This is a genomic window from Ruegeria sp. AH3, assembly GCF_056536265.1.
In genome coordinates this window covers 177,775-196,706 of sequence record NZ_JBQFJL010000001.1, presented here as the reverse complement: position 1 = coordinate 196,706, position 18,932 = coordinate 177,775, and the positions used below count along the sequence as shown (strand labels likewise).

The following is an 18,932-nucleotide window of genomic DNA, read 5'->3' as shown; positions in this document are numbered from 1 at the left end:
GTCTGCCCCCCATCGCGCCTGTCGGCGCGATTCCCCCCGAAGATATTTTTGGCCAGATGAAGAGGATCCCCTTTGGGGAGAGCTAAGGGGTGTCGCATGAGCGATTTGAACGCATATTGGGCCGGGAAGCTACGCCAACGCTGGGGGCTGGATGCTCGGTTGACGCGGTTGGATGGGGAATATGACCTCAACTTTCTGGTGCAGGCGACCAACGGTCAGGATTATGTGCTGAAGGTCATGCGGGCGGGGTGTGAGCCCGGATTGGTCGATTTGCAGATCAAAGCCTTGGAACATATCGCTTCGGCAGCGCCCGGGCTGCCTTTTCCAAGGGTCTTCCCCGATCTCTCGGAAGCGATGTTGCCCGCAATTGAAGATGAAAGCGGAACGGAACGGTTGGTTTGGTTGCTGGAGCGGTTGCCGGGTGAGTGTTATGCGCGCAGCGCGCCCAAGACAGAGGATCTGATCCTGAAGCTGGGTCGCGTGCTAGGCGCGACAGATCGGGCGCTGGAAGGGTTCGATCATGCGGGTCTGCATCGTGAGGGGTTCAAGTGGGACCTGATGCAGGCGGGTTGGATTGCCGATCAGTTGGAAGCAATTGAGGACACTGTGCGGCGTGCCCTGTTGCAGGATGTTGTGGCTGGCTTTGATGCCATTCGCAGCCAGCTGGATGATCTGCCCAAACAGGCCATTCACAATGATGCAAATGACTACAACATTCTGGTCGAGGGTGAATTGAGCGAACGCCGCAGCGTCTCGGGCCTGATTGATCTTGGAGATATGTGCGCCGCACCGCGGATATGCGATCTTGCGATTGCCGGAGCCTATGTGGTGCTGGATCATCCCAAGCCCGAACGCGCGCTGGCAGCGCTGGTGCGCGGCTATCATGCCGCCAACCGGTTGCGCGCAGATGAGGTCGATTTGATCTGGCCTCTGTTGCAGATGCGGCTTGCGGTGTCCGTTGTGAACTCGACCCTTATGGCAGCGGAAAACCCGGATGACCCTTATGTGACGGTCAGTCAGGCCCCGGCGTGGCGATTTCTTGAGAACACATCGCTCAATGGCCATTTGATGTCGGCGCGGCTGCGCTCGGCCTGTGGTTTGCCGGTGGTGGACGGAGCGGAGCGCATACATGCCTATCTGGCCAACCATCGCGGGCAGTTCGCGCAAATGTTCGGGCAGGATTTGAGCGCAACGCCCATGGGCTCGCTTTCGGTTGAAAATTCGACCTGGCCTCAGAACCCGTTCCACATGCCCCTTGAAGAGGCAGCGCGCGTGGGGGAGGAGTTCGGTGAAGGCCTTTGGCTGGGATATTACAACGAGCCCCGCCTGATCTATGCCGAGCCGGGTTTCCGCAAGGGGCCGTGGAAGGCCTCGGATCGGCGGACGGTGCATCTGGCTGTGGATGTGTTTGCGCCTGCGGGGACCGTTCTGCATGCGCCGCTCAGTGGTCGGGTCGAAGCGGTAGAAAACCGCGATGCGCATCTGGACTATGGCGGGGTGGTGATCCTGCATCATGAGACGCCGGATGGCGATGCGTTCTATACGCTTTACGGCCATCTTGACCCCGAGGTCTGCGACCGTTTGAAACCGGGAGATCCGGTGGCGCAGGGCGCGGCTTTTGCGCAACTGGGGGACGCCACGCAAAACGGCGGTTGGGCGCCGCATGTGCATTTCCAACTGGCGTTGACCACACGAGGCATGCAAGCCGACTGGCCCGGCGTGGCCGATCCGGATGAGTTGGAGCTGTGGAATGCTGTCTGCCCCAACCCGGCTGCGCTGTTGAACCTGCCGGACGATAAGGTCGCGTATCGCCCGACGGACAAGCAGAAGATTCTGCAGGGGCGGCACAATCACTTCGGGGGCAACCTCAGCCTGACATACGATGATCCGGTCATGCTGGTGCGCGGTTGGAAGCACCATCTGTTCGATGAATGGGGTCGCCCCTATCTGGACGCCTATAACAACGTGCCCCACGTGGGGCACGCGCATCCGCGGATTCAGGCGGTCGCAGCGGATCAGCTGAAGCGGATGAACTCGAACACCCGCTATCTGCACCCTGCACAGACCGCCTTTGCTGAGAAGGTCTTGTCAAAACTCCCCGACCGGTTAGAGGTCTGCTTCTTCGTCAACTCCGGCACCGAGGCCAATGAGCTGGCCTTGCGTCTGGCGCGGGCGCATACCGGGGCGAAGGGGATCGTAACGCCGGATCACGGGTATCATGGCAATACCAACGCGGCGGTGGCGATCTCGGCCTACAAGTTCAACAAGCCGGGCGGCGTCGGCAAGGCGGATTGGGTGGAGCTGGTTGAGGTTGCGGATGATTATCGCGGCCCGTTCAAGCGGGACGATCCCGACTGCGCCACAAAATTCGCGAATTTTGTCGATCCCGCGATTGCCGCTTTGCAGGAACGCGGCCACGGTGTCGCTGGATTCATCGCAGAAACCTTCCCGTCGGTCGGAGGGCAGATCATTCCGCCCAAAGGATATCTGCCTGCCGTCTATGATAAAATCCGCGCTGCGGGTGGTGTTTGCATCGCCGACGAAGTGCAGACTGGGCTTGGTCGTCTTGGAGAGCATTATTTCGGCTTCGAACATCAGGGCGCGCTGCCGGATATCGTGGTGATGGGCAAACCCATCGGCAACGGGCATCCTCTGGGTGTGCTGGTCACGACCAAAGAGATCGCACAAAGCTTTGATAACGGGATCGAGTTCTTCTCGACCTTCGGCGGATCAACTCTGTCCTGCCGCATCGGTAAAGAGGTGCTGGATATCGTTGATGACGAAGGCCTGCAGGACAATGCCCGCGTTATGGGAGCCCGCCTGATGGAAGGGCTGCGGCAGATCGAAACCGATTTCCCGCAGGTCGGCGATGTGCGCGGCATGGGTCTGTTTCTGGGTGTCGAGTTGATCAATCCCGATGGTTCAGAGGCCAGCGAGATCTGCAGCTATGTCAAAAACCGGATGCGGGATCATCGCATTCTGATCGGCAGTGAGGGGCCGAAGGACAACATCCTGAAGATCCGCCCTCCGCTGACGATCGAAGCCGAGGATGTGGATATGATCCTCTGGGCCCTGCGCGATGTGTTGTCCGAGGTGGGCGATTACACGCCAGAGCCTTCTTGCGATCATGATCATCATCACGCCGGTTGCGGCTGCTGTTAAAAGACAAAACCCCGGCAAATGGCCGGGGTTTTGAGTTTGCCGATCAGTGGAGCACCGAGCTTGGGGGTTGATGCCCTGTCGTCGGCAGGGGGATTGAGGCGGTCATGCGGCGCAAGGCCAGACCAAGTTCTTCTGACAACGACGCCAGAGCGGGGGCGAAATCCGGGCGCACGATCAAAGAGGCCATCATCATCGCATCTTCGCGCGCACCTTCGGAGGCCGCGGCAATCATCTGGGCAAAGCAGTTCTCATCAGCGCCCAGACAGGCGCATCCGAGCCCGTGCCGAACCAGTGGTCTCCGCCCGTGATGAGCACAGAGCGCGCACAACCGATCCAGCGTCAGCATCGCGGCCCGACCATGATCCACGCCCAGCGCTATGTCGAAATCGCTGGCCGCATTGGCACGACCGGTTTCACCATCGCCCCAAAGACGCAGGTACATCACAGCACCTGCCTCAACTGGGGTCAGATCGGACAGTCGTCCAACAGCGGCACCGCCGCGCGATGCAGGCGCGCTCATTTCGTCAGGATCAATTTGCCCGCGCGGGTGATGCGCAGGGTGTAAAGCTGATCACCAAGCTCGATATGAGCCAGGTTCCCGCCTGCGGTCAGGTCTTCTGCCTTATGCGCGGGCAGCATCGAGATAGCATAGCTTTGGGTCGGATTGGGGGTCTGCGCGTTCATCGGAGCATCTCCAGAGCGTTTTGGCACTTGGCCTTATCTGTTCGTGGTTCGCTTGATCTGGCTGACCCGATCTCGGGTTGGCTGACTGTTCTCAACCCTTAATCTGATAAAAATAGTAAGATTTGTCAACCCTTGGTTTTTTAGGCATTTCAACCGCTTCCTGTTGCACAGATCGCCGCTGCGCCTTAGGCCTTGGGCGTACCTGAACAGAGACGGAATCGAACATGGTGGCAGTTGTAGTATTTGACCTGGACGGGACTCTGGTGGACAGCATCGCCGACATCGCAAATGCCGCGAACCGGATGCTGACAGATCAGGGACTCACCCCCCTGCCCCAGGATACGATCCGAAGCTTCGTCGGCAACGGCTTGCCCAAGCTGGTCGAGCGGGTCATCGATCATTGCGGGATCGACCGGGATCGACACCCGGAGCTAACACAGCTCACTCTGCGCCATTACAATGCCGTCGCCTGTGATCAGACCGCCGTCTATCCCGGCGTACCCGAGGCGCTTGAACAACTGCGTGCCATGGGCTGCACTCTGGGCGTATGCACCAACAAGCCCGAAGAACCGGCGCGTCATGTCTTGGACGCACTGAATCTGTCACAGTATTTCGACGTGGTCTTTGGCGGCGACAGCCTGAACACCCGCAAACCCGATCCTGCGCATCTACACGCCAGCTTCGAGGCCCTGCCTGATACCGGCCCCCGCATATTTGTCGGAGACAGCGAAGTCGACGCTGAAACCGCGCACAGGGCGAAGGTGCCATTCCTGTTGTTCACCGAAGGCTATCGCAAATCACCGATCACCGAGATGCACCATACGCTCAGCTATGCCGACAGCGCGGAATTGCCCGATCTGGTGAACCAGATCCTCGGGGACACACCACAGCACTCATGACCCCTAAAAAAAGAGAGAGGGGCCGGCCAAGGGGGTAAGAAGCCAGCCCCTCATCGGGGGAAATTTGTGAAAGTGGTACGGGCGTTCTGCCCGGTGTTAATGAATAATTAACGTATCTACCCAAGCGCCGAAATTGGGGGATTCCCGTAGAGCAGCGCTTTTTTGTCAAAACTCCAGCAAAATAACGTCCATCCGGGTGCGTTTTGCGACCTATCCGGCAGACATTCCGGCGGCTGCGCGGGCGATCACAAGTTCTTCGTTGGTAGGTATGACCATCAGCTTCACGGCGGACGACTCGGTCGAGATCACACGTGCACTGCCGGCATTGGCTTTCTCGTCCAGCTCAGCCCCGAGCCACCCTAGATCCGAGCAAATCTCGGATCGTATCAAAACCGAATTCTCTCCGATCCCACCGGTGAACACTACAGCGTCCAGACCACCAAGCACCGCTGTAAGCGATCCCAGTTCCCGGCGGGCACGGAAGGTGAAGTACTCGATTGCCCGCTTGGCCTCAGGCGTATCCGACTGTTCAAGTGTGCGCATATCGTTGGACAGACCCGACAACCCCAGAAGACCCGACTTGCGATATAGCAGGTCCGATATCTCTTCTGCCTCCATACCCTTCTGCTGCATCAAGTACAGCATCACGCCCGGATCAAGCTGACCGCAGCGCGTGCCCATCGGCAAGCCATCCAGCGCTGAAAAGCCCATGGTCGAGCCCACCGAGCGACCTCCATGAATGGCGCACATTGATGCGCCATTGCCCAGATGCGCCACGATCACCCGCCCGGAATGCACCCCTGGCGCAGTCTGGGCCAGGTGACCCGAGATGTAGTCGTAGCTGAGCCCATGGAAGCCATAGCGACGGACACCCATGTCATAATATTCAGTCGGCAGCGCGAAGGTATCGTTCACCCACGGGTGATGACGATGAAAGGCTGTGTCGAAACAGGCCACCTGAGTGGCCTCGGGAAAGCGCGCCATCGCGGCCCGCGCACCGGCTAAGTTATAGGGCTGGTGCAGCGGCGCGAAGGGTTTCAGCGCCTCCAGTGCGCTTAGAACATCGGGGGTAATGGTAGCGGGCCGGTCGTTATCCGGACCTCCGTGCACGATGCGGTGCCCCACCGCAGCGACCCGGGCTGCGGGAAACTGGTTCTGCAGCAGGCTGAGAACCCGATCCAGCGCGCTGTCGTGATCGCGGATTGCATCCGAAACCTCGTCGATCAGTCTGCTGCCATCCGCCCCACGCAGGCTGACCGACGCCCCCGGGCTGCCGATCCTGTCGACCATTCCAGTGCAGACCGGGCTGGGATCGCCGTCGCCCCGAGCGAACAGCCCGAATTTCAGCGACGAGGAACCAGCATTCAGCGTAACGATATGATCCATCAAACCTTTCCAGACAACCGCGCCGCATGCAGCGCCGCCACGGCGCAAGAGGCAAGGCGCGCCTTGTCATCATCCGCACGGCTGTTCAGAATGATCGGCACCCGCGCCCCCAGCACCACTCCGGCACCTTCGGCATGGGCAATATAGGTCAGCTGTTTGGCCAGCATATTGCCAGCGTCCAGATTGGGTACGACCAGAATGTCGGCGCGGCCCGCCACTTCCGAAACAATCCCTTTGGTGCGTGCTGCCGCAAGGCTAACCGCGTTGTCCATGGCCAGAGGACCATCGACCAGACCGCCCTTGATCTGCCCACGCTCGGCCATCTTGGACAAAAGAGCCGCGTCGATAGAGGAGCGGATCGCGGGGTTCACCGTCTCGACCGCCGACAGAACACCAACCTTCGGCGCGCCGATACCGATTGAAATCGCCAGATCGATGGCATTCTGGGTGATGTCGATCTTCGTTTCCAGATCAGGCTCGATATTGATGGCCGCATCGGTCACCAGCAGCGGATGAGGCTGCCCGGGTACATCCATCACAAACACATGGGTAAAGCGTCGCCCGACTTTCAAACCCCTGTCACGCCGGAGCGCGGCGCGCAGCAGGTCATCCGTGTGCAGATGGCCCTTCATCAGGGCCTCGGCACGACCATCCATCACCAGATCGACTGCCGTGTTGGCGGCATCGAAATGGCCCGCAACAGGGATAATCTCGGTCTCGCCCAACGGCAGATCAATCTCTTTGGAGGCTGCCAGTATCTTGTCGGGATCACCGATCAGGATCGGTTCGATAATGGTCTCGCGCGCCGCCAGAAGCGCCCCGCCGAGCGAGTTTGGCTCTTCCGGGGCGATCACGGCAGTGGGGATCGGGGGCAACGGGCGCGACCGATCCAGCAACGCGTCGAAATGCCGGTGCCGCTGCACCACAAGACCGGGCACTTCGATCTCATGAAATGACATCTCTTTTTCCGGCGCGGTAACCACTGCCGTGCCAGAGACGATCACCGCATCATCGCTGGGTCGGATCACCTGAGTTTCCAGAACCACCTCTCGGTTCTCGCGCTTTTCGACGACCGTAACGCGCGCCATCAGTTCCTCGCCCGCATGGGCGCGAGTGCTGAAATCGAAGCTTTGCGACTTATAGAGCGTCCCAGCACCCGGCAGGATATTCCCCAGCACGGCCGATATCAGAGCCCCGACAAACATCGCGGGCGCAATCGCCTCATCTATGTTGTCGCCATCTCCATCCTCGGCCGCCAGATGCAGGGGGTTATGATTACCGGAGTTCGACGCGAAGACATAAAAATCATCCTCGGTGCAAATCCGTCTTAACTCGGCCGTATCGCCAATCTGTAGCTGATCGTAGGGCTTGTTGTGGTACTGCATGGATACTCTCGACGGCTGATTTGTACCGAGCATTATGAGATTTCAGGTAAATATCCAATGACGTTCGCGGAGTTTTCTAGGGCTCAAAACCATCTGGCACGCCGAAGAGCGGCGTATCCAGCGTTGTGCCTTTCAACGCGCCCAAGAATGCCACCAAATCGGCGATCTGGGAGTCGGTCAGCTCCAACGGCTCAATATCGATCTTCTGGCGCTGGCGGTCCATCTCAAACCGGTCCTGCCAAACGATGAAATCCACCTTGGCCAGCCACGGTACATCCGGCAACCCAGCCATTTCAGGGGTCCAGGCCTCAAGGCTCTGCGATGGATTCAGGTGGTGACGGATGATGCCTTCCAGATCGGGAAAGGCGCCATTATGGCCGTAGGGCGCTGTCTCGGTCACGTTGCGCAGCATCGGGGTGCGAAAGCGATAGGCGTCCTCAAGCCGGTCGCTTTCCCCCATGCGACCCACATCGCGGGCATAGGGGTCCCATTGGCGGGTCTTGCCTGGACCGAAAGGCGGCAGGCCCAGCGCGTGGAATTTCTGATCCGACAGCAAAGGTCCCGAGTGGCAGTTTGCGCATCCCGCCTCGCCAAAGAACAGGGTCATGCCGTCGTGCTGCTGCGGCGTTAAAGCCGTGTGATCCCCTGCCAGGTATTGATCGAACGGGCTGTCCATGCTGCGCCATTCCAGCGCCATGAATGCCGCCAGCGCGTTGGCGACTTGGGTGATCGTTATGTCTTCGGTCGTATCGATTTCGTCGAACGCCTCAACCATAGCAGGGCCATAGCGCGGATCGGTGCGCACGCGTTTGGCGAGAATCGGCCAGCCCTTGTCGATACGGTCATGCACCGCGCCGGTGACCTGATTTTCCGCCACATTCCCGGCCATTTCAAACTGAGAGGTCAGCGGAAAAAGCGCCTGCGCGGCCAGCAGCGAATTCAGCCCTTCCGGCAGCCATTCCTGCGCGGGCGAGTTGAAGCCGTTGCCGTAGACATCCGAAATACTCAGGCGGCCATCATGAAAAACAGTATGGATGTCCTTGGCCCCAAGGTTCCACAAACCTGGTGAATTGCGCGGAATGCGCTTGCGGATCTTGTCTGCACCGATGCCCGGCGTGCGATCTGGCCCCAGGCCCTGCCCGCCCTCGCCGATGCCCAGCGACAACCCGTCCGAGGTGCCGAAATCCGGGTGGTGGCAATGAGCGCAACTGATGTTCTGGTTGCCCGACAGGATCGGGTCGTAAAACAGTTGATGACCAATGGCGGCCTGTTTCATATCAAAGGGGAGGAAATCATCATCCGTCAGCGGACGCGGCAATTCCTGAGCAGCCGCAGCCCCTGCCAAAAGGAAAGCAATCCCATGCGTCAGCTTGTATTTGCCCTTTGCCTTCTCGCGACCCCAGCGCTGGCTGAGTTGGAACAGGCACGCAATCTGATGGAGGCCGGAGAGTTTGAAGCAGCGCGCGAGGAACTGCTGCCCGCCGCTCGGTCCGGAAATGCCGAAGCCGAGGAATTGATCGGTGTGATGTACGGGTTGGGGCTTGGGGTCAAACAGGACTATGAGCGGGCGTTTGAATGGTATCTGCGCGCATCGATGAAGGGGCATCCGGGGGCGCAATCCGGCATCGGCTGGTATTATGAGCTGGGTCTCGGCATGCCCGCGCCTGATCTGGTGCGGGCCTATATGTGGTACACACTCAGCGCGATTGGCGGCGATCCCGATGCAGCGATCAGCCTTGAGGAAGTGGTCAAGAAAATGACGCCGGAGCAGATCGAAAGGGCGCATGTTCTGGTCAACGACTACAAAGGGTGGATGTACCCGTTTCGGTGAAGGCCGGGCCACGAGGGCCCGACCCAATATCTCAGTTCAGGTCCGCATCGCGTGAGGCGTTCACGTCCGCCTCGGCTGCTGCCACAGCGTCCGTCAACGCTACAAAGATCTCATCGCCACGTGTCACATTGGACTGGAACCAGTCATAGACCGGGGTTGCAGCCTCTTTGAACGCAGCCTTCTGGTCGGGTGTCAGGACATAAAGGTCACCGCCACCGGCGACAAAATCCTCATAAGCCTGAATCGACTTGCGCTTGGGCGAGGCAAAGGTCGCCTGCTGCAGAGCATAGAAGCCGTCCACGACGACACGGCGCATATCCTCGGGCATCTCCTGGAACTTGGCGTTGTTCATCCACCACAACGCGCCCATATAGGCGTGGCCGTCCAGCGTGACATATTGCAGGCCCGCGTCAGGGAATTTCATGCCCATGATGTCAGTGATACCGTTCTTGGACCCTTCAACAACGCCAGTCTGGAAGCTGGTGAACAGTTCCGGCCACGGGATCGGGGTGGGTGATGCACCCAGCGCCTTCACCAGTTCCTGCGGCAGGTCGGCGACCACGGTGCGGATCTTCAAGCCCTCCATGTCGGCGGGCTCAGCAATACGGCGCTGGGTGTTGGCGAAGTTGCGCCAGCCGCCGGTGTTGCCGATGGTCATCAGTCGGATCGCGCCGCCGGAATCCTCAAGCGCCATGTCACGCATGGTGCGGGTGAAATCGCCAGAAAGGACATGCTCGGCAATGCGGTCATCGGCCATCAGGTAAGGCAGGTCCAGAACCTGCACATAAGGAAAGATGCCCGAGGCCCCGCCCGAGGTGGAGATATAGATGTCGATGGTGCCATCGGCCACGCCCTGCAGGCACTCAGCACCGTTCGAACACAGCTGCGTGCCGATGAACAGCTCAACCTCGATGGCGCCGTTCGAGGCAGCCTCGACATAGTTCTTGAAGACGACCAGCCCGTCATAGTCTTCGTCATTTTCGTTCGAGTTGGCAGTGGCGCGCAGCGTATAGTCGGCAGCGGTCGCGACCATGGCGGACGCGGCCACCAGCGATGTGGCCACCGCTGCGGTTTTCATAAATCTTCTGAGCATGCGTTTCCTCCCTGTGATACTCAGTTCAGTTTGCAAATCCCGTTATCCTCGGGATCGTCATGGATAGTGCGGGGATATAAGTGATCAGAAAGATCACGATAATTTCGACTGCCAGAAACGGCAGGATTGCCTTGGCGATGGTCTCAACCCGTTCGCGTGAAACTGCGGCAGCCACAAATAGAACCAACCCCATGGGCGGTGTGGCCAGACCGACGGTCAGGTTGACGCTCATGATGATGGCGAAATGGATCGGGTCTACGCCGAGGCTGGTGAAGATCGGACCAAGGATCGGGCCAAGGATGATGATCGCGGGGCCTGCGTCCAGAAACATGCCGACGATGAACAGCAGCAGGTTGATCAGGAACAGCAGGATCAGCGGGTTTTCCGACAGGCTGAGGATCAGCGAGGCCAATTGTTCCGGCGCATGGCTGAGACTAACGACCGTCTTGAACGCCATCGCCGCGCCGACCAGCAACAGGACGACCGCCGAAGTCATGCCTGCATTGCTAAGTATTTCGGGAACTTCCTTCAAAGTAAGGGTGCGCAGAACAAAGAAACCGATGATGAAGGCATATCCCACGGCCACGGCGGCGGCCTCGGTTGGGGTGAATATACCGCCAAGAATACCACCCAGAATGATCACTGGTGTCATCAGCGGAAAGAACGCTTTCAGACTGGCCTGACGGCGTTCGGGCCAAGTGTATTTGCGGCTGGCGACTGGGAAGTCATACCGATCGGCCATGACCTTGATCATAAGCATCAAGCCAACGCCAACCATCACACCGGGTACGATACCAGCAAGGAACAGCGCCGCCACACTTTCACCCATGACATAGGCATAGATGATCATAATACCCGAAGGCGGGATGATTGGCCCGATCACCGAACTGGCCGCCGTGATCGCGGCGGCGAATTTGCGGGTATAGCCCTGCTTCTCCATCGCCGGGATCAACATAGATCCAAGCGCCGAGGTGTCAGCCACGGCAGAGCCCGAAAGGCCAGCGAACAGGATCGAGCTCAGCACGTTCACATGTGCAAGGCCGCCCCGCAGGTGGCCCATCAGGGCCTGACTGAACTCGACGAGACGGATGGTGATGCCGCCGCGGTTCATCAACTCTCCAGCCAGCATGAAAAACGGAATGGCCATCAGCGGGAAGCTGTCCATGCCGTTATAAACATTGCGATAAAGCAGCGTGATGTCGTTGGTCTGACCGCTGAGCCACAGCAAAATACCCGGAGCGGCCAGCAATGCAAAAAAGACCGGCAGGCCGATCAGCAGGAAAATCAGGAATGTGGGCAGGAACCAAATCAGCATTTATTCAGCCCCCACCGCAGCTTCGGGAATCTCAGGCAGAAGATGCCCTCCGCCCAGCATGGTCACGATGGACCGCAGGATCAGCTCGATATTGACTGAGATCAGAAGGATGATCCCCACCAGCAGTGACGCCATCATCCAACTGCGCGGGATGCGATACCATTCATCAAACCCGAAAGAAGTGGGCAGATACAGAGCCGCAGTGGCGAACCGGCCACCAAAGCCGGTAACTTCGGACCATCCAATGTTCACGGCAACCAGAAGGACAGCCAGTGAAATCAAAAGCAGAAACAGATTGAGCGATAGGCCAAGCACGCGCGGCAGAAAGCGCTGCAGCATGTCGATGGCGACAAAACCTCCGCGTCGGAAGGCTGTGGGCGCCATCAGGCCCGTCATCCAGAGCATACAGAACCGCGCAGCCTCGTCCGGCCATGGCAGAGCGTTTCCAAGAACGTATCGAAAGAACACCTGGATCAGGATTGCGACTACCATGACTGCAATCGCAACGACACCAACCGCGCGGCCCAGTCGCAGCACGGTTTCGTTCACGAATGCAATCGGCGCTAACGCCGATGCCAGTCCGCCCATGCGGATCCTCCCTTGTTCAGCCGCGGGTTCGCCCCGCAGTCGTCATATCGCGCTTAGTTCTGCGCGAATTGGCCGAGTTTTCCGGCAAAGAATGTCAGCGCGTCTCCATCCGCCATGCTGACTTTCAGAACTTTGCCCACCACGATCACATGATCGCCCGCATCGTGATAGGCGTGCTGCTCACATTCGAACCGGGCAAGACTGCCCGGCAAGAGCGGGGTGCCGTTTACACACCGATCATGTTCGATATCACGCAGGGCATGGGCGTCTTTTGAACAGCCAAAGCACAGCTCGGCCTGTTCAGCAGACAGGACATGCACGCTGAAGTGGCGCGCAGCGTGAAAATAACGGAACCGGCGCGAATTGCGGTCACCCGCCCACATCACCAGCGGTGGGTCCAGCGACAGGGACGAAAAGCTGTTGGCCGTAATGCAGATCGGCCCATCCTCGCTATCGCAGGTCACGACAGTGACACCGGTGGCAAAGCGACCAAAAGCATCGCGCAGGGTTCGTGTGTCGTCCTTGTGCGGGATGAAAGTGTGGTTCATATCGCGCGAGATTGCATTCATCATGGCACCTCATGTCCCAGCGCCGCCTCATACAGGCGGTACCAGCTTTCACGGTCCAGCTTGACCTTCAAAGCATCCGAGACGCGCTTGATGCGGTCCAGATTGTTGGTGCCCAGCACCGGCAGGATGTTTGCCGGATGTGCAAGTAGGAAAGCAACGGCCACTGCGGCTCGGTCCACACCAAATTCTGCGGCGATCTCATCTGCAACAACACCGACCGGTGGGTTACCGGCCATCAGTAAGCCCCCACCCAGCGGCGACCACGCCATCAGAGGGTGACCGTGTTGTTGGTGGAACGCCAGATCGCCATTGGTAAACGGGCTGATCTCCCCAAGCGAGATTTCAATCTGATTGGTGACCAACTGGGTTTTCATCGCCGACTGCAGCAAAGACCAGTCCCGCGGGCGGAAGTTGGACACGCCAACCGCGCCGACCTTGCCACTGGCGACCACCTCATCCAGCGCTGCTCCGGTTTCATGGTGGTCCATCATTGGATCAGGGCGATGGATCAACAGCAGATCGATGTGATCGATCGCCATTTCGGACAGAGACGTATCCACCGATTTCAGAATATGCGCGCGCGACGTGTCGTAGTATTTGACCTTGGCCTCCGCATAGCGACCCATTGGCGCGACGATGTCACATTTAGTGACGATTTCCATCTTCTGGCGCAGGCTGGGATTGGCGCGCAAGGCATTGCCCAGAACGGCCTCGGCCGCGTATCCGCCGTAGATATCTGCTTGATCGAAGGTAGTGATGCCCTGATCCAGACAAGCCTGAATCTTGGCCTCGACATGCGCGGTCGAGGTGTCACTGTCATCACCCAAGCGCCACATGCCATAGACAAGGCGGCTCATTTCCAGCGTGTCAGATAGTTTCACACGTTGCATTAGCGACGAACTCCGTTGCCCAGCGGGGTCGCCGGGGTGGTTGCTGGCACGCGCCCGTAGGCTTCGGGAAGCGAGCAGGTTTTCAGGTTGAGCATCACGCGGGCACCAAAATGTTTGGCCTCGTCCATGTGCGGGTAGCCCGAGAAGATGAAGGCGCGGATGCCCATCTTCTGATATTCTTCGATCTTGGACATGACCTGATCGGTTGACCCGACCAGCGCCGCGCCACAGCCCGACCGTGCGCGTCCGACGCCTGTCCACAAGCCCGGCTCGACATAACCGTATTCATCCGCCAGATCGCGGTTCTTCGCCTGATGCGCCACGCCCAGAGAGGTCGCGTCCAGCGCCCGTTCGCGGATGGCGCGGCCATATTCGTCATCCAGTTTCGAGACGATGTAATCCGCATATTCCTGCGCCTCAGCCTCGGTATCCCGAACAATCATGTGGACGCGCAGGCCGTAATCCAGTGTGCGGTTGTAATTCTCGGCCACAGCGTGAACGGCCTTCATCCGTTCGGCCAGTTGGTCCTTCGTCTCAGGCCACATCAGGTAGACATCGCAATGCTCGCCGCACAGGTCCAAAGCAGACGGCGAGTAGCCGCCGAAATACAGCAGTGGGCCACCGGTCTGGTAAGGCCGAGCCGGGTCGGTGGTCAGGCCTGAAAAGTTATAGACCTCGCCCGCATGGTTGATTTCGTCCTGCGTCCAGGCCTGTTTCAGGATCTCGACCACTTCGCGCGAGCGCTGATAGCGGAACGCGCTGTCGGCTTTCTCGCCGGGGAAGTCGGAAGAGATGATGTTGACCGTCAGCCGCCCCTTAAGCATGTGGTCCAGCGTCGCGATGGTGCGGGCCAGCATGATGGGCTGCATCTCACCACAGCGTACAGCAGCCAGCAGATTGATCTTTTCGGTGATCGGCGCGCAACCTGCGACGAAACTCAGCGTATCCTGACCGACCTGATAGGACGACGGGCACAGAATGTTGCGAAAGCCTTGCGCCTCGGCTTCTTTCACGATGCCCGAACAATGCTCCCAACTGGATCGCAGATCACCGTCGGGCACACCGAGGAACTGGTAGTCATCCGAACACAGCGCTGCGAACCACGAAACCTCGGCCGCATCCAGATCAGGGGATGTGATGGGGACGATGCTCATTTGATTCACGCTCCGTACATCTTTGACTTTCCTCTTGCGTAGCAAGCGCATTGATGTAGATCAATAGTGTATCAATTTTTCCTGCGACCGAGTGAAGCGCGCGCAAGTGACCACGAACAGCCGTAATCCCAACGCCCTGCCGATCTATGTCCAGATCTCAGAGCTGCTGATCCGCGATATCGCGGCAGGCCGCCTGATGGATGGCGAGCGCCTGCCGCCTGAAAGGGATATGGCCGCCAACCTGAATGTTTCGGTCGGAACCTTGCGAAAATCGCTCGCCGAGCTTGAGAAAAAAGGCATGTTGGAGCGTATTCAGGGCTCGGGCAATTACATCCGCGAGACCGGAACGCAGAACAGCGTCTATGCCATGTTCCGGCTGGAGCTGCCCGAAGGCGGCGGGTTGCCGCGCGCCAATGTCCTGTCGGTCGATCATCTGCACAAACCCTCAGATTTGCCGGAATTCGGCCAGTCGAAATTCGGATCGCGGGTCCGCCGGATGCGCTATCTGAATGATACAATCATCGCGGTCGAGGAAATCTGGCTGGACGAATCGGCCGGGACAATCGATCAGAGCCTGCTGTCTGACTCGCTTTATCGCTACTACCAGCAGCAGCTTAGCTTCTGGATCACACGGGCCGAGGATCGTGTCTCGGTCGGTGCCCTGCCCGACTGGACGCCCAGTGGTTTCACCAAACCCGCCGGCCAGATCGTGGGGTATATCGAGCGGTTCAGCTGGTCAGAGAAGGCCGAACCTGTCGAGTTTTCAAAAACATGGTTCGATCCGGATCGGGCCACCTATGTCCAACGCCTGAAGTAAAAGGAACTGCGCATGACCCGGACCATCAATTACGGGCTGATCGGATGCGGCATGATGGGGCAGGAGCACCTGCACAATATAGCTCTGCTTGACGGTACGCGCGTCGCCGCAATATTCGAACCTGATCCGGAGATGGCGCAAAAGGCGCAAGCCATCGCGCCGGATGCGCAGATGGCCACGTCGATACAGGACCTGCTGGCGATCAGTGATCTGGATTGCGTTGTCATTGCCAGCCCCAACCACCTGCATGTCGAACAGTTGATCGAAATCGCCCAGACCCGCCCCCTGCCCCTGCTGGTCGAGAAGCCACTATATAACAATCCTGCCGATCTCGACCGGCTTGAGCAGTTGGAACGCGACTACCCGCACCCGATCTGGGTCGCGATGGAGTATCGCTATATGCCGCCCATCGCGGCGCTGATCGATGAAGCCGAAGCCACCAGCGGCGGGATCAGGATGCTGTCGATCCGCGAGCATCGCTTTCCGTTCCTTGAGAAGGTCGGCAACTGGAACCGGTTCAACCGCAACACAGGCGGTACATTTGTCGAAAAATGCTGCCATTTCTTCGACCTCATGCGCCTGATCCTGCAATCGGACCCGGTGCGGGTCTCGGCAAGCGGTGGGCAATCGGTCAATCATCTGGACGAGACCTATGCGGGCGAGACGCCGGACATTCTGGACAATGGCTATGTCATCGTCGATTTCGCTTCGGGCGCACGAGCAATGCTGGAACTGTGCATGTTCGCCGAAGGGTCACGCTATCAGGAAGAGATCTGCGCCATCGGTCCCGCCGCCAAGGTCGAGGCCCTGATCCCCGGACCGGGCCGTTTCTGGCCTGACCATCTGGGTGAGGCTCCGGTACCGCAACTGATCGTCAGCCCGCGCGATCCCAAAGGCCCGGTTGCACGCGATATTCCGGTTGAACCCGAGTTACTGGCCGCCGGGGATCACAACGGGTCAACCTACTACCAACACAAGGGCTTTCTGGAACTGGTGCGTGGAGAGCGCACAGCCCCGGAGGTATCCTTGCGCGATGGCATCTGGGCGGTGCGCGTCGGGCTTGCCGCGCAACAAGCGGCAGAGCGCGGAGAGACTGTAACCCTTTCACGGTAACAGCCGCTCAGCGCAGACCCGCGACCGCTTTCTGCAAAGCCACGATCAACGCATCCCGCTGCTGCGACAGCGCGGCGGGTGCCTCGCCCTTGGCCTCAGCGGTGACGCCCTCGACCAGTGTGCGGGTTACGTCTTCGGTCAGACGGACCTCGCCCAGATCATCCCACCACCCGTTGAACGTGTCGGTGAAGTGATCGCAGAACGCCTGCAATCCGCCCTCACCCGCGCCAAGGTTGAACAGCATCGTCGGCCCCATTGCCGCCCATCTCAGGCCGGGACCGGCCCAGACAGCCTTGTCGACATCTTCAACCGAAGCCACGCCAGAGGTGACAAGGTGGATCGCCTCGCGCCAGATCGCGGCCTGCAGGCGATTGGCGACATGGCCGGGCACCTCTTTGTGCAGACGGATCGTGGTCTTGCCGACCGACTGATAGAATGCCTGCGCCTGTTCGACGACACCATCGGCAGTGCGGTCATTGCCCAATACCTCGACCAGCGGGATCAGGTGCGGAGGGTTGAACGGATGCCCCAGCACAAACCGCGCAGGATCATTCCAGCCCGGCTGCATCTGGCCGAGGGTCAGCCCCGAGGCCGAGCTTGCGACAACAGCCTCTGGCGACAAGGCAGGTTCGATGGCGCGGAACGTGGCATGTTTGATCTCCAGCCGTTCCGGGACGTTTTCCTGCACGAATCCGGCCCCTTCGACCGCCTCAGCCGCACCGGGAAAAAAGCGGATCGCATCGGGGGTGCCGTTTTCGGTCAGACCAAGCTCAGTCATCGCGGGCCATGCGGTATCGATGTAACGGCGCACATTGTCCGCAACCTTTGGGTCGGGATCGAACAGCGCCACCGAGCGACCTGATGCCAGAAACAGCGACGCCCAACTGGCCCCGATCACGCCACCGCCCAAGCAGGCGGTATGTTGAATTTCCATCAGAACAATCCCGGATTGAGCGGAGACGCCGCGGTCATGCCGCCATCCACCGTGAATAATTGCCCGGTTGCAAAACCTGCCTCATCCGAGGCCAGCCAGACCGCCATGCTGGCAATATCCTCAGGCTTGCCAAACCGCCGTGTCGCGTGTCGCGCCAAGGCATCGCTTCGGGCCGCCCGAGGGTCAGCGGCCAGATCGAACGCTGCATCGAGCATTCCGGTCTCGATCCAGCCGGGGCAGATTGCGTTGCACCGGATGTGGGGGCCATGATCGATAGCGATTGAGCGTGTCAGCCCATGCACAAAAGCCTTGGACGCGTTATAAAGCGCCATCGACGGGTCTGCGGCCGTTCCTGAGATTGAGCCGATATTGATGATGGAGCCACCTTCGGCCATGCGCGGGATGAAAGCACGGCAGAGGTTGAACACGCCCCGGCAATTGGTGCCAATCACCATCTCCCAATCAGCATCCGAACTGTCCGGCACTGTCTTTTCGACCTGAACCCCAGCGTTGTTGACCAAAATGTCGAGGCCGTCCATTTCTTGCGCCAGGGCATCGACCGCTGCTGCATCGGTGACGTCCAGATTGTACCAGTCGATTGCATCAGGCAGCCCCTCGGGCCTGTCACCGCGCCCGCACGTCGCTACTTTGCCGCCTTCCCGTACGAAAGCTCCGACAATCCCGCGACCGATACCTCGTCGGCCGCCGGTCACCAACGCTGTTTTCCCTGCCAACCGCATCACTGGGCCACCATCACGTGGCGCACGGACATATAGGCGTCCAGCGCATAGACCGACATATCGCAGCCAATGCCCGAGCCTTTCATCGCAGGCCACGGCTTGCCAACGTCGAGGGTACCCAGGTCGGGCAGTTCACCAATATGCGTCTCGACCACATCAGCGATGGCGAGAATGTATCCGGCGCGCTCAGCCGGTGGGGTCAGGTGGTAGCTTTCAAACGCCTCATGCGCCGCCTGCGCCGCGGCTTTGATCTGTTCGGGCGTTGCTTCAGGGATCTCGACAATCGCTTCATCGGCGGACGGGTCGAGAACCGGTAAAGGCTCTCCCAGCCCGACAACGCGCTCACCATTGATCAGCATATCTGTTTGCATA

Annotated in this window: 19 protein-coding genes; 5 read left to right on the top strand and 14 right to left on the bottom strand. The window is 59.5% G+C overall.

Going from position 1 to position 18,932, the window contains the following annotated elements; genetic code table 11:
* Positions 1–96: 96 nt before the first annotated feature.
* Positions 97–3,162, top strand: a complete 3,066-nt coding sequence (locus ACR3EM_RS00965; RefSeq protein ID WP_480468955.1) for an aminotransferase class III-fold pyridoxal phosphate-dependent enzyme — start codon at positions 97–99, stop codon at positions 3,160–3,162.
* A gap of 43 nt (positions 3,163–3,205) precedes the next feature.
* On the opposite strand, the gene ACR3EM_RS00960 is transcribed toward ACR3EM_RS00965, so the two are convergent.
* Positions 3,206–3,682, bottom strand: coding sequence for a hypothetical protein (locus ACR3EM_RS00960; RefSeq protein WP_480468954.1), 477 nt, complete (start codon positions 3,680–3,682; stop codon positions 3,206–3,208).
* Positions 3,679–3,846 (bottom strand): hemin uptake protein HemP, encoded by a 168-nt coding sequence (gene hemP / locus ACR3EM_RS00955; RefSeq protein ID WP_480468953.1) that lies wholly within the window; start codon positions 3,844–3,846, stop codon positions 3,679–3,681. Before hemP ends, ACR3EM_RS00960 begins: the two co-directional genes overlap by 4 nt.
* A gap of 224 nt (positions 3,847–4,070) precedes the next feature.
* Here hemP and gph point away from each other — a divergent pair, with 224 nt between their 5' ends.
* Positions 4,071–4,745: a phosphoglycolate phosphatase gene (gph, locus tag ACR3EM_RS00950; protein ID WP_480468952.1), complete on the top strand. Its 675-nt coding sequence runs from the start codon at positions 4,071–4,073 to the stop codon at positions 4,743–4,745.
* A 210-nt stretch (positions 4,746–4,955) separates the two neighbouring features.
* On the opposite strand, the gene ACR3EM_RS00945 is transcribed toward gph, so the two are convergent.
* The 3 genes from ACR3EM_RS00945 to ACR3EM_RS00935 form a co-directional block, all read right to left on the bottom strand.
* The gene (locus ACR3EM_RS00945; protein ID WP_480468951.1) at positions 4,956–6,131 is read right to left on the bottom strand and encodes an acetate/propionate family kinase; all 1,176 of its coding nucleotides are present in this window, start codon (positions 6,129–6,131) and stop codon (positions 4,956–4,958) included.
* Positions 6,131–7,516, bottom strand: a complete 1,386-nt coding sequence (locus ACR3EM_RS00940; protein WP_480468950.1) for a bifunctional enoyl-CoA hydratase/phosphate acetyltransferase — start codon at positions 7,514–7,516, stop codon at positions 6,131–6,133. Before ACR3EM_RS00940 ends, ACR3EM_RS00945 begins: the two co-directional genes overlap by 1 nt.
* Before the next feature lie 76 nt (positions 7,517–7,592).
* Positions 7,593–8,792: a cytochrome-c peroxidase gene (locus ACR3EM_RS00935; RefSeq protein WP_480468949.1), complete on the bottom strand. Its 1,200-nt coding sequence runs from the start codon at positions 8,790–8,792 to the stop codon at positions 7,593–7,595.
* Positions 8,793–8,876: 84 nt separating this feature from the next.
* Between ACR3EM_RS00935 and ACR3EM_RS00930 the strand changes: the two genes are divergently transcribed.
* Entirely contained in the window at positions 8,877–9,347 is a 471-nt protein-coding gene (locus ACR3EM_RS00930) for a tetratricopeptide repeat protein (RefSeq protein WP_480468948.1), read from the top strand.
* A gap of 31 nt (positions 9,348–9,378) precedes the next feature.
* Here ACR3EM_RS00930 and ACR3EM_RS00925 read toward each other — a convergent pair whose 3' ends face one another.
* The 6 genes from ACR3EM_RS00925 to ACR3EM_RS00900 are packed head-to-tail and all read right to left on the bottom strand — an operon-like array spanning position 9,379 to position 14,956.
* On the bottom strand, positions 9,379–10,440 hold the full coding sequence (locus ACR3EM_RS00925; RefSeq protein WP_480468947.1) for a TRAP transporter substrate-binding protein: 1,062 nt from the start codon (positions 10,438–10,440) through the stop codon (positions 9,379–9,381).
* 25 nt (positions 10,441–10,465) lie between these two features.
* Positions 10,466–11,755, bottom strand: a complete 1,290-nt coding sequence (locus ACR3EM_RS00920; RefSeq protein ID WP_039540899.1) for a TRAP transporter large permease — start codon at positions 11,753–11,755, stop codon at positions 10,466–10,468.
* Entirely contained in the window at positions 11,756–12,343 is a 588-nt protein-coding gene (locus tag ACR3EM_RS00915) for a TRAP transporter small permease (protein WP_480468946.1), read from the bottom strand.
* 53 nt (positions 12,344–12,396) lie between these two features.
* On the bottom strand, positions 12,397–12,912 hold the full coding sequence (locus ACR3EM_RS00910; RefSeq protein WP_480471875.1) for a flavin reductase family protein: 516 nt from the start codon (positions 12,910–12,912) through the stop codon (positions 12,397–12,399).
* Positions 12,912–13,802: an aldo/keto reductase gene (locus ACR3EM_RS00905; protein ID WP_480468945.1), complete on the bottom strand. Its 891-nt coding sequence runs from the start codon at positions 13,800–13,802 to the stop codon at positions 12,912–12,914. Before ACR3EM_RS00905 ends, ACR3EM_RS00910 begins: the two co-directional genes overlap by 1 nt.
* Positions 13,802–14,956 (bottom strand): LLM class flavin-dependent oxidoreductase, encoded by a 1,155-nt coding sequence (locus tag ACR3EM_RS00900; RefSeq protein WP_480468944.1) that lies wholly within the window; start codon positions 14,954–14,956, stop codon positions 13,802–13,804. The genes ACR3EM_RS00905 and ACR3EM_RS00900 overlap by 1 nt, the downstream gene beginning before the upstream one ends.
* A gap of 106 nt (positions 14,957–15,062) precedes the next feature.
* Between ACR3EM_RS00900 and ACR3EM_RS00895 the strand changes: the two genes are divergently transcribed.
* Positions 15,063–15,773, top strand: coding sequence for a GntR family transcriptional regulator (locus ACR3EM_RS00895; protein WP_480468943.1), 711 nt, complete (start codon positions 15,063–15,065; stop codon positions 15,771–15,773).
* Between the two features lie 12 nt (positions 15,774–15,785).
* Positions 15,786–16,886, top strand: a complete 1,101-nt coding sequence (locus tag ACR3EM_RS00890; RefSeq protein WP_480468942.1) for a Gfo/Idh/MocA family protein — start codon at positions 15,786–15,788, stop codon at positions 16,884–16,886.
* A 7-nt stretch (positions 16,887–16,893) separates the two neighbouring features.
* Here ACR3EM_RS00890 and ACR3EM_RS00885 read toward each other — a convergent pair whose 3' ends face one another.
* Genes ACR3EM_RS00885 through ACR3EM_RS00875 form a run of 3 tightly spaced genes read right to left on the bottom strand, consistent with a single transcriptional unit; the run spans position 16,894 to position 18,931 of the window.
* Positions 16,894–17,820: a 3-hydroxyacyl-CoA dehydrogenase NAD-binding domain-containing protein gene (locus tag ACR3EM_RS00885; protein ID WP_480468941.1), complete on the bottom strand. Its 927-nt coding sequence runs from the start codon at positions 17,818–17,820 to the stop codon at positions 16,894–16,896.
* Positions 17,820–18,560, bottom strand: coding sequence for an SDR family NAD(P)-dependent oxidoreductase (locus tag ACR3EM_RS00880; RefSeq protein WP_480468940.1), 741 nt, complete (start codon positions 18,558–18,560; stop codon positions 17,820–17,822). Before ACR3EM_RS00880 ends, ACR3EM_RS00885 begins: the two co-directional genes overlap by 1 nt.
* Positions 18,560–18,931, bottom strand: a complete 372-nt coding sequence (locus ACR3EM_RS00875) for an aldehyde dehydrogenase family protein (RefSeq protein WP_480468939.1) — start codon at positions 18,929–18,931, stop codon at positions 18,560–18,562. The genes ACR3EM_RS00880 and ACR3EM_RS00875 overlap by 1 nt, the downstream gene beginning before the upstream one ends.
* Position 18,932: the final 1 nt, after the last annotated feature.